The following is a 13,223-nucleotide window of genomic DNA, read 5'->3' as shown; positions in this document are numbered from 1 at the left end:
GACGTCATTAAGACGTAGGCTTGTTTAAACGTATGCTTGTACGAAAGGGATTAGAACATGGTACGAGCTTCTTTGGCTTAAGATATCATTCTCCTGTAGAATGTTCGTTCTCTTCTTCTACAAATTCATTAAACTCACCTTGTTGATTCTCATTCAATTTCGAAAACTCTACAACAATATATTCACCTTTGTTAATTTCAGTCCCTTCAGAAATACTTTGCTCCGTGACAAACCCATTTCCGAACAGGGTTGGGTTTAATTCCATCACTTTGGCAAACTTCATAACATCTCGATTTGACCAACCAAGAATATCGGGCATCTGATAAGATTCACTCTTCGTTCGAAGCATAACCCTTTCACCAGGGAGAACTGCTTTACCTGGTAATGGCTGTTGTTCTTCAATGGTAGAACCTTCACCTAATACAAGGACATTAAGATTTTCTTGCTCTAATCTAGCTTTAACATCCTCAATATTGCGATTTACATAGTTTTCGATTTGATAGCCTTGTTCATTCTTCTCCGTTATCTCTTCAAAGGTTGGCGTAATGTTTAAATATTGTAAGCTTTGTTTCATTATCGTGTTAAAAATTAATGAAGTTGGGTCCGATCCTGCCTCATGTGCCTCCAGTTTCGGTCGTTCTACTGCTACGTAAACGACTAATCTCGGATCATCCTTCGGTGCCATACCTAGAAACGAAAAGATATTCTCTCCATGTCCATGAATATAGCCTCCACTAGGACTTGGAATTTGCGCAGTACCCGTTTTTCCAGCTACTTCAAAACCTTCAAGTGCATATGGACGCCCTGTTCCTGCAGGATCTGTTACGACACGCTCTAAAATATCTTTTACTTTAGAAGCTGTCTCGGCCGATATTGGCTGCCCCGCCTCAACAGGCTCACGCTTTTCAATAATATTTCCTGTAGCTGAATTTTCAATCCGATCAATAATATAAGGCTTCATCATTTTCCCATTATTAGCAATGGCGGTCATTGCTTGAATCTGTTGAATAGGAGTCACCGCAGTCCCTTGTCCAAATGCCGTTGTTGCTGCGTCAAAACGACTATTATTAGCAATTAAACTCGATGCTTCATTCGGTAAGTCGATACCAGTCGGCTTATCAAAATGAAAAGCTTGTAAATATTCATAGATCTTTTCTTCCCCTAATTTTTCTAGAGCAATTTTGGAAAAACCTACATTTGATGAGCGCAAAACTCCCTCATCATATGTTATCGGCCCCCAACCATCACCATTATGGTCCTTTACTTTATTTGAACCTATATTGTACTGCCCAGACAGAAATGTTTCATCACCGTTGTAAACATCTTCTTCAATTGCTGCGGCTAGCGTAAATACCTTCATCGTAGATCCTGGTTCAAAATGATCAGAAACCGCATAATTCATATAGTTCGTGATTTGTTCATAATGGTTTGGATTAAAACTTGGTCGGTTACTCATTGCAAGGATTTGACCGGTTTTTGGATCGGCGACAATGGCGATTATTTTTTCAGGTGTATACTGTTCTTCAACCTGTGTCATAACTTGCTCAAGTGCAACCTGAATATTTGAGTCGATCGTTAAATATACATCATTTCCATCTTTAGCTGGAATGATATGACTATTAGGATTTGGAAGTGGAATTCCTTTTCGATCACTTTGATACTGAATCGCTCCATCTTCTGGTTGTAAAAATTCGTCTAAGCTTTTTTCCAATCCCATTCTTGCTTCTTCCATATTTCTTTCAGTATAACCAAGTACATGGGAAGCGTACGTCTGTTTTGGATAATAGCGTCGGGGTTCCTCCCGAAAGTAAATACCATCAAGACCTAAGTCCTTAATCTCAATCATTTGACTGTACGTTAAATTTCTAGCTCCTGACCCTAATTCCACTTGAAAACGATCAGACGATAATAGACGTTCTAATCTCGACACGTCCATATCAATATATGAGGACAATGCTTTTGCTGTTTTAACGGGGTCCTTTACATATCTGACTTGACTTTCATCTAATACAGCATAAACGGTATAAGAATTTAACTCCTGGGCAAGCGGGCTCCCTTTCCGGTCATAAATTGTCCCACGCTTCCCTTCAATTACTCGTTTTTTTGTCCATTTATCCTCTGCCATGGCCACTAGTTCCTGACCTTTCACCTCTTTTGCCGATTGAATGTACATAAGCCTTCCAACCAAAATACTAAACAACAATAAAAATATACCCATAAGGAAAACCGCTCGAACATTCGTCGTTGCTCGTTTTATCTCCATGTATAACCACCCCAAATGCTAGCAGATTTATTAAAAATGTAGAAATACGACTAGTGTCATCGTTATTTTATATTCTCGCCGAGACGTTCAAGCTGTAGCGAACATCAAGCTCTTGGAAAAAAAACTAGTTCAAATATGAACTAGTTTTTAACGACTTTCACTTGATGGTCATTTAAAGACATATTCAACCTTTCCGTTGCGATCTGTAAAATACGATCTGGCGCACTAAGTTCCACAACCTGTAAGGATAGTCCTTCATTGACCTGTGATTGTTCATTTATTGATGTTTCCAAACGATACACATCACGATTTAATTCATAAATGGTAGCATAATTATGTATTATAAACCCAATTAATAAGAAAAGTGTTAAGGCGATAGCACCGACAATTGCTTTTTCTCCTTTAGTAACTCTTGCTCGTTCAGGCCTAATTCGTATTCTTTTCTTTATCTTTGTTTCCTCTTGTTGCTGATGCTGTATTTGACGCGCTACCATACTCATGTGTTGCACCCTCCCTAACTTTTTTCTGCTATTCTAAGCTTCGCTGAACGCGAACGGTTATTTGCTTCTAATTCTTCTTGACTTGCGCTAATTGGTTTTCGTGTAATTAACTTTAATGTCGGTTCATAACCTTCAGGTATGACAGGTAAACCAGGTGGTAAATCGGGACCTTTGCTAAGCTCTTTAAACACTTCCTTACAAAGACGGTCCTCTAAAGAATGGAACGTAATCACGCAAATACGCCCATGCTTGTTTGTAAGACTGATAGCCGCTTCTAATGCATCCTCAAAGGCACCGAGCTCATCATTTACTGCTATGCGGATAGCTTGAAATGTTCGCTTTGCAGGATGTCCCCCTTGCCTTCTAGCAGGAGCTGGTATCGCATCTTTAATAATTTCAACGAGTTCACCTGTTGTTGAAATAGTTTGCTTTTCACGATAGGCTTCAATTTTTCTCGCTATTTGCTTTGCAAACTTTTCTTCCCCATATCTCGAAATGATTTTTACAAGCCGGTTAAACTCCCACTCATTAACAACTTCAAAAGCAGTCAGTGGCGCCGTTCGATCCATTCTCATATCCAATGGCGCATCTTGATGATAGCTAAAGCCTCGCTCTGCCTCATCTAATTGTGGTGAAGATACCCCAAGGTCAAATAAAACCCCATCAACTCCATAAACAGAATGGTTAGCTAGCTCTTCTTTTAAATAACGAAAATTACTTCGTATTAACGTGAATTTCCCTTCATATGGCGCCAGTCTCTGCTTTGCATGCTCAAGCGCTTTATCATCTTGATCAAAAGCATAGAGGTGGCCTTTCTCACCTAGCTGCTGCACAATACGCTCTGAGTGCCCTGCTCCACCTAACGTACAGTCAACATAAATCCCATCTGGACGGATATTCAAGCCTTTTACTGATTCCTCTTTTAAAACAGTAATATGGGTGAACAAACTATCACCTTCTCCTTAGAACTCTCTCACTTTTCGTGAAGCCTTGATAGAAACCGCTGATTTCGCTATTCAGAATTAATCAACATTTCACATGTCAAAATCAACAATGTTTTCAGCAATATCACTAAAGGATTCTTCAGCTTCATCAAAATATTCTTCCCATATCGATTTGCTCCAAACTTCCACACGATTAGAGACACCGATAACAACACACTCTTTCTCAAGTTGTGCATATTCACGAAGAGGAGATGCAATATTTACTCTCCCCTGTTTATCAAGCTCACATTCAGTCGCACCTGAAAAGAAAAAACGCGTGAATGCCCGAGCATCTTTTTTTGTAAATGGCAATGTCTTTAGCTTTTCTTCAAGCTTCTTCCATTCTTCAAGTGGGTAAACAAACAAGCAACGATCGAGTCCACGTGTCACAACGAAGGAAGCCCCTAGCGAATCACGAAATTTCGCCGGAACAATCATGCGTCCTTTTTCATCTACATTATGACGATATTCCCCCATGAACATCGAAAACACATCTCCCCCCACTTATTACCCTAAAGTTACCACATCCCTCCACTTTTCACCACTATTATTTTAATTAATCATCAAAATAAAAAAAACCTGCAACATTTGCAGGTTTTTTCTCATCTTCTTCCGACACAGAATTTATACATCATCTTACAAATAAATAAGCTTGTGTTTCCCATTAAGAGTGAAATCCTCTTCTATAAATCGACGCAAACCATCTTCGCCGACGAGATTTAGTAATAAAACTGGGTGAATCACTCTTTCCTGAAGTCGATTCTCAGGGAAAAGCCAAAAATTCACCTCGTCAAATTTTGCTAACATATGATGATGTTTCTGCTCAACAAATTGATTCATTTTTCTTTCCATAAATTCTACTTGCGAGTTTAGAATCGAAAAATTCTTTTGACTTAAGTGAAAAAGGGTCGTATCCATTTTTCCCGCCAACTCTTGAACCTTCTGATGTGAATCTGCAAGGTCAACCTTCATTTTTTTCATCACATCATTAATTGGGTATTCTTGAATGGAAGCTAACCATGCGTTCTTTAGCTGTTCACCCTCACCTTCTAAAAATTGCATACAGGTATAACCATTTCTCCCAACCCATTTATGTACTTCTCTAGGAATAACAGTTGCTTGTAGGCGAAGAACAATTCTTGGAACTTTAAGAGATAAGCAATGGAATACATGTTTAAGAGTCGCCCAATACGCTAATTCACCCGGTCCGGAAACAAATGCCAAGACAGGCAACAGAAATTCTTGCATGATCGGCCTTGAAACAACGTTATTACTAAATAAGCTTGGATTTTCTTTTGCCATTTGTTTCAATTCATTTTTTGTATAAGTTAGATTCGTCCCTCTAACTTGAAAGAAATCGGAAAGAAAATCCAAACGCTTTCGCTCACCCTCTATCTGAATAAACAAGTGAGCATTTTCCGGTTCCGTCTCAATTGGTGTTCCATACCCTAGTGATGCAAACTCATCAACCCCCCGTAACTGAGCCTTCTGGATTTCAGAAACGTGTTCAATCATTTCGATAAAATAATCTGCTTCAATCTCTCGAATACGCTGATGATTTGAATCCAATAAAACGAGCCCTTCTTTTTCAAAAAACCAATTCATCATTTGTGCAAAAAAATCGACATACGTATGTGAGCAATCAGCTAACATATGGATATGATTTACTAGACGCTTAGTATTAGCGGTCTCAGGAAAGGTTTGAAACAAATCATCGATCCATATCGATAGGTTCTGTTTAGAGAATTCCGTATCCGATGCCGTCTTTTGCTCAAAGCCATGTTGATTTAAAACATGCTTACTCCAGCGTTTATTCTTTTGCGCATAAACAAATCTTATTTCCTCTAAGTCATGGTCCTCTCCGGCAATCCAAAAAATCGGAACAACCGGTACACCTAATGCCTCCTCTTGCTGTTTTGCTAATATGATAATAGACATTGCTTTATAGAGTGTATATAGAGGCCCAGTCAGTAACCCAGCTTGCTGACCTCCTACGACAGTTACCGCATTAGAGTTCTGTAATTTTTTAATATTATTTATCACACGTTTTTGATTTGGAAACTGTTTGTGAAAGTCAAGTAAATGTTCTACAAGCTCTGCTCTTTTAAAGTGACGAGTCGAAAGCTCATCTATCCGCTCTTGGTAACCATTCGATTCTTGAAGAGGATAATCAAAAAATTGATTACTTTCTACCTTCCCCTTTAAATAATCATTTACAAACGCTGATTGTGCTAGATTAACTTCTTTCACTTCCATTAATGCGACGTCCCTTCATATATAAGACTTCATCATAATCATAGCAAAGTCTTTCTCTCTACACCATTATTTACACCTCGTTTTATAACGCAAAAACCCTTGATAATAAACCGTACCCAATTAATATAAAATAGAGAAAGAAAAAGATTAAAAAGTTCGTTCTCCAAATCCCTCGAAATAACTTTTTAACATAAATATCATCTGCAATTTTCCAATGAATAAATGTAAAAATAAAAGCAATAAAAAAGATGAGTGTTAAGATAATCCATAAAAAAGAGCGCTGCCATAATTCGTACATAATAAAATATACAGAAGTAATGAAGAGTATACATGAACCATCAATAGCTAATCGTACAGCCCTTCGTTTATTTTTCGTGATTTTCACAGTAATAATATACACTAAATACCAACCAAAAATAGGGATGGTAACGATGGTTGCTACAAACCATGCAAATGCCGTTAACACATTGTATCCCTCCTCAAGTTATTGCCCGTTAACGCCTCATATAAAAAGTTTAACAACGGCGCTTCAATGTTTTGTTTATCTGCTCTAATTAATAAATAACCTATAATGCTATCTACTTCCGTTTTGCGCTCATTTTCTACATCCTTTAACATGGATGAACGATTATGAGAAGTATTATGACAAACTTGTTTTACTAAATCCCAACTTTGTTGAGAGTGCTCAAGATGTAAAATTGCTTGAACCTCTGTAAATACATGTTGCATTAACTTATAAAAATGCGGATTATGAAGCAATTCACCATTTTCAACTTTTAGTAAAGCTGTTAGTGGATTAATGCAAGCATTGACTATTAACTTTGATTCAAGCATTTCTTGCCAATCGTCCCTTCTTTCAATCAAAAAAAAGGGTTGATGAACTGACTCCATCATCGCCATTAATATTTGGTCTCCACCAGTAAATAGTGCCCACTTTATTCGACCTACTCCTGTATGCTGAACAAGATAATCTAATTCTCTTAGCGCACCATGTTCAACAACAGCTACTCCTACTTCCGAATAAGCAAGATTGGAAAGCATGTGAAGGTGTCCCATCCCATTTTGTAAAAATAGAATTGCTTTTTTAGAACCTTTTAAATTTGAAAGTTTGTTCAGAATCGTTTCTACTTCATAAGATTTAACTGCAATAATAGTACAATCTACTTCTAGCTTTCGAACGTTATCAAGTTGATTAACCTCAATCATTGCACGTTTTCTTTCAGTGTCTTTGTAGACATAATTTAAGCCGTGCTGTCGTAGCTCCTTCATTTGTTCTTCTCTTTTAGTGAGCAAAATCACATGGTGACCAGCACTATAAAAAAAAGATGCGACGAGCATACCGATTGAACCCGCTCCTACAATAGCAATCTTCACCATGAACACCCCTACATAAAATCTTCTCAAATTGTAACACACTTCTTCAGATTTTTGATTTGGAACATTCAGATTACGATTATCCTCGGATTAAATCTGTTTCTCTTCCCGATATCCTACATTTTGTAGTAAAATATAAAAGGATAAATACTGAGTGGCTTAAAAGGAGGAGAAGGTAATGGATACACATCAAGTACAACGCCTGCTCGTAAATTACAAAACTTTAGAAGAGTTTAAAAACTTTCGTGAATTTGGGGCAGCAGAGCTTTCAATGAAAGATGATTTAAATGCTAATATTATCGAAAACGATAGTGAATCTCCTTTCTATGGAATTTATTTCGGTAAAAAACTGGTAGCCAGAATGAGTCTTTACAAAATTGAAGAAAAATACGACCGCTATTTCGATCCACCTCAGGACTTTTTAGAATTATGGAAATTAGAAGTATTGGAGCCTTATCGCGGGAAAGGTTATGGAGAAACTCTTGTAAATTATGCAAAAAGCTTTAATTTGCCAATTAAAACAAATGCTCGTCAACGTTCTGAAGGATTTTGGAGTAAACAAGGATTTGAACCCATTACATATCAATCCTCTCGTGACCGTGGCGAAAGCCCTTATGTTTGGTTTCCAAATGGTGTTAAAGAGCAACAGGTTGAAAATGAAATGCAACCTGAGAATGAAAACGTAACAGAATTACAGAACGATTAACCAAAAAAACAGCCTAAATAACGATAAAAAGCGAGCGGTTTCGTAACTGAAACCACTCGCTTTTCATTATTTAGAAGAAGGTTCAACAAGATCCCTTGAATCTTGATAGATGGAGAGCTTTCTTGCCCGATCCATGATTGATAATAGGGCGCGATAATCTTCAGTCATGGTTCTTTTTTCTTCTTCTAGCTTGTTTAACCGCTCTCTCAGTGTTTGGTTTTCAAGGCGTACACGCTCTAGCTCTTCACTTAAACTTTTATCCTCACGATTACGATGATACTCAGAAAGAAAGTCCAATACTTTCTCCATCGTTAATGAAGAAGCATCGTCTTCCTTTTTATCTGTCATAGCAATACTCGGTTTAGCTGGTTCAGTTCTAGGAGTTAGCTCAGAGCTTACTTCTTCCTCAAACGATTCATCAGCAGCACCATTCGTTTTCTTATTTTTACTGCGTTGTTTTCTTGCTAATGCAATTGCAGATTCATATTTTTTTCGAATCGTTGAATTCCAACGAAACCCACAAGCCGCACTTGTTCTTGATAAGCGTTCTCCAACTTCTTCAAAAGCTGCAAGTTGTGTACCACCTTCACGAATGTGGCGAAGAACCACTTCTGCCAAAATTAAATCCTCATCTGTACTCCAAGCATCTTGACGAATAGATGACATTTATACCCCTCCTAAAATATCTTATTGCTTATACGTATGCAAATACTAGTTAAGATAGACTTTGTTCTATTAAGGGATTATATCCTTCTTTTTTCATATCTATTCGTTACACTTCATGAATACCACTTAGAGTCACTATTTTTTTCAAAAATTACATTTACAAACTCTTCCATTTCCTTTATTACTAGATCTTTTTATGCAAAAAAAAAATAAGCAAAGAGGATTTCCTCTTTGCTTACGTCATATTACTTGCTAATTACGTCTTGGCCTTTGTAAGAGCCACACTCTTTACATACACGGTGAGCAAGCTTTAATTCTCCACACTCAGGACACTTAGTCATGCCAGGTACTGCTAATTTATAGTGAGTACGACGTTTATTCTTGCGAGTTTTAGAAGTTCTTCTAAATGGTACTGCCATCATTCCCACCTCCTTACAGGATCTAATCTTACTACTTAACCTAGAACTTTGCCTAGTTTTGTATGAAATGAAGGTCCGATCAATGCCGGTGCTTCGATTTTCTTATTCTTTGTCAAAAAATTTAGCAAGATCCGCTAGCCTTGGATCTATTTTTTTCTCTTGAGTTTCCTCAGTTACAAGCTCCCAATCTTTCCCTTCAGGAGGAGCTTGGGGTTCTACATCCTCTTCAGCAAAAATCTGCATAGGAATTTCCAACAAAATATGCTCTTTAATATAAGGAACTAAATCAACGACATCATTTTCAATAATATGCACGTCTTCATCTTCATCCTCTTTACGATAGTACTCGTCAGCTGGCCTAAATTGCTCCGATACCCTTAAATCAAAGGGCAACTTAACATCTGCAAGCGTTCGAGAACAAGGTAAAGTCAATTCTCCAGTAATATGAAGAGGAAAGGTAACAACATGTCCTGTATAAACAGCTTCCCCTTTTACACGAACGGGAGAGATATCTCGAATTTCATGATTTTGATCCATAATATCATGCAAGTCAATAATCTCGTCGATTAAAAACGGTTTGTGCTTTGCTACATTGAGTTGTGCTAATGTCCATTTCATATTTCCTCACCTCATAAGGCAACAAAAGTAATTATAAATCTACGTATTTTGTTTGTCAACCTTTTTTCTTTACACGGTTTTGTCTATAATATGTGCAAGTCCTTCTATAAAATGCGCGTGAGACCAATTGTAGCATGTTGTGATTCTAGAGTAAAGTTTCGAATTAATCTTAATAAAGGAGAACTACAATGAAAACTGTTGGAATTGTTGTTGAATATAACCCACTTCATAATGGACACCTTTACCATATTAAACAAGCACGTCTAAAAACGAATGCAGATGTTGTCATTGCAGTTATGAGTGGCTCTTTTTTGCAACGAGGAGAGCCAGCTTTTGTTTCGAAGTGGCAGCGTACAAGGATGGCATTAGAAGCAGGTATCGATCTTGTATTAGAGCTCCCCTACATTTACTCTACTCAAAAGGCGGAGACATTTGCCGAGGGAGCAATGAAAGTATTAGCTACTGTCGGTGTGCAAACCATAAACTTTGGAAGTGAGTCGGGCTCGATAAAAGCCTTTGAAGACTTACTTAACTTTATGGAACAGCATCACGCGGAATGGAACAAACAAGTAAAAATAAATTTAAAAAATGGAGTTAGTTATCCGCGTGCTACTTCAGAAGCTTTTTCAACATTATCTGCTCCAGAGACAATGTTATCACTTAGTGAACCAAACAATATTCTAGGCTATCACTATATGAAAGCAATTCGCGATATGCAATTATCGATAAATGCAACAACGATAACACGAAAGTCTGCTCATTACCACGAGGAAACGGTTCCGGCATCACCAATTGCTAGTGCTACAAGCATTCGAAAAAAACTTAATGAGCACGGTGCCCTCGACCAAGTCAAACATGTATTACCTAGTTCCACATTTAAACTTCTCCAAGAATACGTTCTGGAAAATAAGATGTTCCATACTTGGGAAGCCTATTTCCCGTTGCTACAATACCAAATACTATGTTCAAGCCTGACAGACCTTCGTCAAATTTATGAAGCGGAGGAAGGATTGGAATACCGAGTAAAAGAGACAATTAAAAAAGCCTCTTCCTTTTCAGAATGGATGAACTTGTTAAAAACGAAGCGTTATACAAGGAATCGTTTGCAAAGATATGCTACACATATTTTAACGCAAACAACAAAAGAAGATATCATGGAATTAACTTCCCAGCCAACTCTTCCTTATATTCGGCTACTTGGAATGAGCTCATTAGGGCAAACATATTTAAATAAAATAAAAAAAGATATCGACGTCCCTCTTATTAGTCGGGCGGCGCAAGCATATGGTTTATTATCTGTTATTGATGAGAGGGTGACAAACATTTACTATTCTCCTCTTTCTACGAGGCTCAATCGTATGAAAGAAGAATTCACTATCCCTCCCCTACGTCCCTATTAAAAAAGAAGATAAATTAAATAGGCTGTGCCAAAAGGTTGTTTTTTAACCTTTTGGCACAGCCTTGCACGCTTTAAGCTTTTTGAGATAGCCCCTTTATATAAGGGCACAGAAAAAGGGAAACCCACCCTTTTTCTGTGCCCTCCTTTATATAGGATCTTTTATGTTGCTTTATTCGGTAACGATTCTAAAAAGTCTAGTGCTTCCTCAAACGTATCAATCGGAATCACTTTTATCGTTGAATTTGTATCTTTGGCTGCTTCTAGTGCTTCCTGATAATTTGATGTCGGTGCACCCTTTTCATTTGGTGCAAGAAAGTAATCCGCTCCAGCCTTGTCTGCAGCAATAACCTTTTGCGCTGCTCCTCCAATTCTTCCTACTTCACCTTGTTCATTTATTGTTCCTGTTCCGGCAATTTCGTAACCTTTCGTGATATCTTTTTCAACTAATTGGTTATAAATCTCCAACGCAAACATTAATCCAGCAGAAGGTCCGCCTATTTCACTCGTATCAATCTCCACTTTCGGCTGAAAGGTAACATCACGATCTGTAATTGGTGAGCGGATGCCAACTCCTACCCGCTCATCGGATACCCCCATTGATTCTGGAAATGAGGCAAAGCCAAGTTCAACTTCAATTTCCCTATTATCACGAAGAACCATTAACTTCACAGAATCAGAAGCTGTTTTCCCTTGAAGCTCGCTCATAAATGCTTCAGCCGTTAGAACCTTTTTTCCGTCTACCTGTAAAACTCTGTCTCCGGGCTCTAACAGCTTTTCTGCTGGCATCCCTTCAATAAATGAGGAAACGAGAACACCGTGATATTCATAATCTACCTGCTTACCAGCTTTCTCATATGCCACTATTTTAGCGACCTCCTGAGAGTCTGTCATCATCTGTATTTGGCGTTGCTGATATTCCTCTTCGGTTTCATCCTCATGGCGAAGCTGTTCTTCCGGATACAGGTTCCGATACGGACTTAAATGTGCCCAAACATAAAAAAAAGCGTTAGCCTTCCCCATTCTAATTGTCGTTAACATAAAGGAGCCTTCCTCTTCGTTATATCCATCCTCAACTACGATAATGGATTCTAACTGTTTCGCATGTCCAGGCTGTGAGTAATAATATGGTAATTGAAAAAAGTGTAAAAATAGAAGAATGCCAAATAAGAAAAGCCATCTCTTTTTAATCATTGGTTGTTGCCGCTCTTTCATCCGTTGCTCCCCTTCCAATTTGCGATTGCATCCTTTATTTCGTCCATTTTTTGATATGCTGCCTCATATCCGCATGCAATCAAATGCTCAACCTCGGAAAAAACGAGTGCACTAGCATCCTCTAAATCTGGACGAATCATGACAGAACAATTTAACTCTTGGAATCGAATCATTTCTCTTGCCATTATATCCATACTTTGAAGGATAACATCATATATGCTCGTTAAATCTGGTTCCATTCGAAAACACGAGACATTCACTGCAATGGTGAGGTCGGCTCCCATTTCTTTAACGACAGATACCGGAACACGGTCAATAACCCCACCATCCACTAACATCTTCCCATCAATTTTTTCTGGAACAAAAATCCCGGGTATTGCAATACTAGCACGAATCGCCGAGGCAAAATCTCCTGAACGAAATACGACACGTTCTCCTCTTTTTATATCTGTTGCAACTACTGCAACAGGTGGATCTAAATCTTCAAGACGTTTGCCTTTGCTTAGCATCTTAATTAAAGCTTTTACTTTATTACCTGCAACAAACCCCAGTTTTGGAACTGTAAAATCAAGATAATATTTTCTTTTAAATAATGTTGCAAAACGTTCTAGATAATCGGTTGAATGACCAACACCATATAATCCGGCTATAAGCGCCCCCATACTACTTCCAGCAATATAATCAATGGGAATGCTCTCTTCTTCTAATGCTTTTAATACACCGATATGTGCATAGCCTCTCGCTCCTCCTGAACCTAAAGCCAAACCAACTTTAGGACGTTCCCCATTCAATACGATCATCTCCTATCTTACGATTTCCTAAGCCCG

General features: G+C 38.1%; 14 protein-coding genes. 2 read left to right on the top strand and 12 right to left on the bottom strand.

The genetic code is table 11. The features are described from left to right. Nucleotides 1-85 precede the first annotated feature (85 nt). From B1R93_RS16180 to B1R93_RS16150, 7 genes are all read right to left on the bottom strand, one after another. Entirely contained in the window at nucleotides 86-2,263 is a 2,178-nt protein-coding gene (locus B1R93_RS16180) for a penicillin-binding protein (RefSeq protein ID WP_088104998.1), read from the bottom strand. A 140-nt stretch (nucleotides 2,264-2,403) separates the two neighbouring features. Further along, a complete protein-coding gene (ftsL, locus tag B1R93_RS16175; RefSeq protein ID WP_088104997.1) occupies nucleotides 2,404-2,763 on the bottom strand; it encodes a cell division protein FtsL in 360 nt (119 codons plus the stop codon). A 14-nt stretch (nucleotides 2,764-2,777) separates the two neighbouring features. Next, nucleotides 2,778-3,710: a 16S rRNA (cytosine(1402)-N(4))-methyltransferase RsmH gene (rsmH, locus tag B1R93_RS16170; protein WP_088104996.1), complete on the bottom strand. Its 933-nt coding sequence runs from the start codon at nucleotides 3,708-3,710 to the stop codon at nucleotides 2,778-2,780. Between the two features lie 87 nt (nucleotides 3,711-3,797). Beyond that, on the bottom strand, nucleotides 3,798-4,229 hold the full coding sequence (gene mraZ / locus B1R93_RS16165) for a division/cell wall cluster transcriptional repressor MraZ (protein WP_088104995.1): 432 nt from the start codon (nucleotides 4,227-4,229) through the stop codon (nucleotides 3,798-3,800). 153 nt (nucleotides 4,230-4,382) lie between these two features. Further along, complete coding sequence (bshC, locus tag B1R93_RS16160; protein ID WP_088104994.1) at nucleotides 4,383-6,002, bottom strand: bacillithiol biosynthesis cysteine-adding enzyme BshC; 1,620 nt, start codon at nucleotides 6,000-6,002, stop codon at nucleotides 4,383-4,385. Nucleotides 6,003-6,084: 82 nt separating this feature from the next. Next, nucleotides 6,085-6,468, bottom strand: coding sequence for a DUF3397 domain-containing protein (locus tag B1R93_RS16155; RefSeq protein ID WP_088104993.1), 384 nt, complete (start codon nucleotides 6,466-6,468; stop codon nucleotides 6,085-6,087). Further along, nucleotides 6,462-7,376: a 2-dehydropantoate 2-reductase gene (locus B1R93_RS16150; protein ID WP_165763857.1), complete on the bottom strand. Its 915-nt coding sequence runs from the start codon at nucleotides 7,374-7,376 to the stop codon at nucleotides 6,462-6,464. Before B1R93_RS16150 ends, B1R93_RS16155 begins: the two co-directional genes overlap by 7 nt. A 178-nt stretch (nucleotides 7,377-7,554) precedes the next feature. Here B1R93_RS16150 and B1R93_RS16145 point away from each other — a divergent pair, with 178 nt between their 5' ends. Then, nucleotides 7,555-8,082, top strand: coding sequence for an N-acetyltransferase (locus B1R93_RS16145; RefSeq protein WP_088104991.1), 528 nt, complete (start codon nucleotides 7,555-7,557; stop codon nucleotides 8,080-8,082). Nucleotides 8,083-8,148: 66 nt separating this feature from the next. Here the strand turns inward: B1R93_RS16145 and B1R93_RS16140 are convergent, their stop codons facing one another. The 3 genes from B1R93_RS16140 to B1R93_RS16130 all read right to left on the bottom strand — a co-directional run bounded on the left by B1R93_RS16140 (nucleotide 8,149) and on the right by B1R93_RS16130 (nucleotide 9,785). Further along, a complete protein-coding gene (locus B1R93_RS16140) occupies nucleotides 8,149-8,748 on the bottom strand; it encodes an RsfA family transcriptional regulator (RefSeq protein WP_088104990.1) in 600 nt (199 codons plus the stop codon). Between the two features lie 245 nt (nucleotides 8,749-8,993). Then, nucleotides 8,994-9,167, bottom strand: coding sequence for a 50S ribosomal protein L32 (gene rpmF, locus B1R93_RS16135; RefSeq protein WP_012959505.1), 174 nt, complete (start codon nucleotides 9,165-9,167; stop codon nucleotides 8,994-8,996). A 102-nt stretch (nucleotides 9,168-9,269) separates the two neighbouring features. Continuing rightward, nucleotides 9,270-9,785: a YceD family protein gene (locus B1R93_RS16130; protein ID WP_088104989.1), complete on the bottom strand. Its 516-nt coding sequence runs from the start codon at nucleotides 9,783-9,785 to the stop codon at nucleotides 9,270-9,272. A gap of 188 nt (nucleotides 9,786-9,973) precedes the next feature. On the opposite strand from B1R93_RS16130, the gene B1R93_RS16125 reads away from it, so the two are divergent. Next, nucleotides 9,974-11,185, top strand: a complete 1,212-nt coding sequence (locus tag B1R93_RS16125; protein WP_088104988.1) for a nucleotidyltransferase — start codon at nucleotides 9,974-9,976, stop codon at nucleotides 11,183-11,185. Between the two features lie 158 nt (nucleotides 11,186-11,343). Here B1R93_RS16125 and B1R93_RS16120 read toward each other — a convergent pair whose 3' ends face one another. After that, nucleotides 11,344-12,396: a SepM family pheromone-processing serine protease gene (locus B1R93_RS16120; protein ID WP_088104987.1), complete on the bottom strand. Its 1,053-nt coding sequence runs from the start codon at nucleotides 12,394-12,396 to the stop codon at nucleotides 11,344-11,346. Beyond that, a complete protein-coding gene (locus B1R93_RS16115) occupies nucleotides 12,393-13,187 on the bottom strand; it encodes a patatin-like phospholipase family protein (protein WP_245308312.1) in 795 nt (264 codons plus the stop codon). Before B1R93_RS16115 ends, B1R93_RS16120 begins: the two co-directional genes overlap by 4 nt. Nucleotides 13,188-13,223 lie beyond the last annotated feature (36 nt).

The sequence above is a fragment of the Halalkalibacter urbisdiaboli genome (assembly GCF_002156385.1).
Classification (GTDB): domain Bacteria; phylum Bacillota; class Bacilli; order Bacillales; family Bacillaceae_D; genus Halalkalibacter_A; species Halalkalibacter_A urbisdiaboli.
This window is presented reverse-complemented; position numbering and strand designations above follow the sequence as displayed.

Coding starts and splice junctions, on each gene's coding strand:
- B1R93_RS16180 (WP_088104998.1), bottom strand. CDS start 2,263: ATGGAGATAAAACGAGCAACGACGAATGTTCGAGCGGTTTTCCTTATG.
- ftsL (WP_088104997.1), bottom strand. CDS start 2,763: ATGAGTATGGTAGCGCGTCAAATACAGCATCAGCAACAAGAGGAAACA.
- mraZ (WP_088104995.1), bottom strand. CDS start 4,229: ATGTTCATGGGGGAATATCGTCATAATGTAGATGAAAAAGGACGCATG.
- bshC (WP_088104994.1), bottom strand. CDS start 6,002: ATGGAAGTGAAAGAAGTTAATCTAGCACAATCAGCGTTTGTAAATGAT.
- B1R93_RS16145 (WP_088104991.1), top strand. CDS start 7,555: ATGGATACACATCAAGTACAACGCCTGCTCGTAAATTACAAAACTTTA.
- B1R93_RS16140 (WP_088104990.1), bottom strand. CDS start 8,748: ATGTCATCTATTCGTCAAGATGCTTGGAGTACAGATGAGGATTTAATT.
- rpmF (WP_012959505.1), bottom strand. CDS start 9,167: ATGGCAGTACCATTTAGAAGAACTTCTAAAACTCGCAAGAATAAACGT.
- B1R93_RS16130 (WP_088104989.1), bottom strand. CDS start 9,785: ATGAAATGGACATTAGCACAACTCAATGTAGCAAAGCACAAACCGTTT.
- B1R93_RS16125 (WP_088104988.1), top strand. CDS start 9,974: ATGAAAACTGTTGGAATTGTTGTTGAATATAACCCACTTCATAATGGA.
- B1R93_RS16120 (WP_088104987.1), bottom strand. CDS start 12,396: ATGAAAGAGCGGCAACAACCAATGATTAAAAAGAGATGGCTTTTCTTA.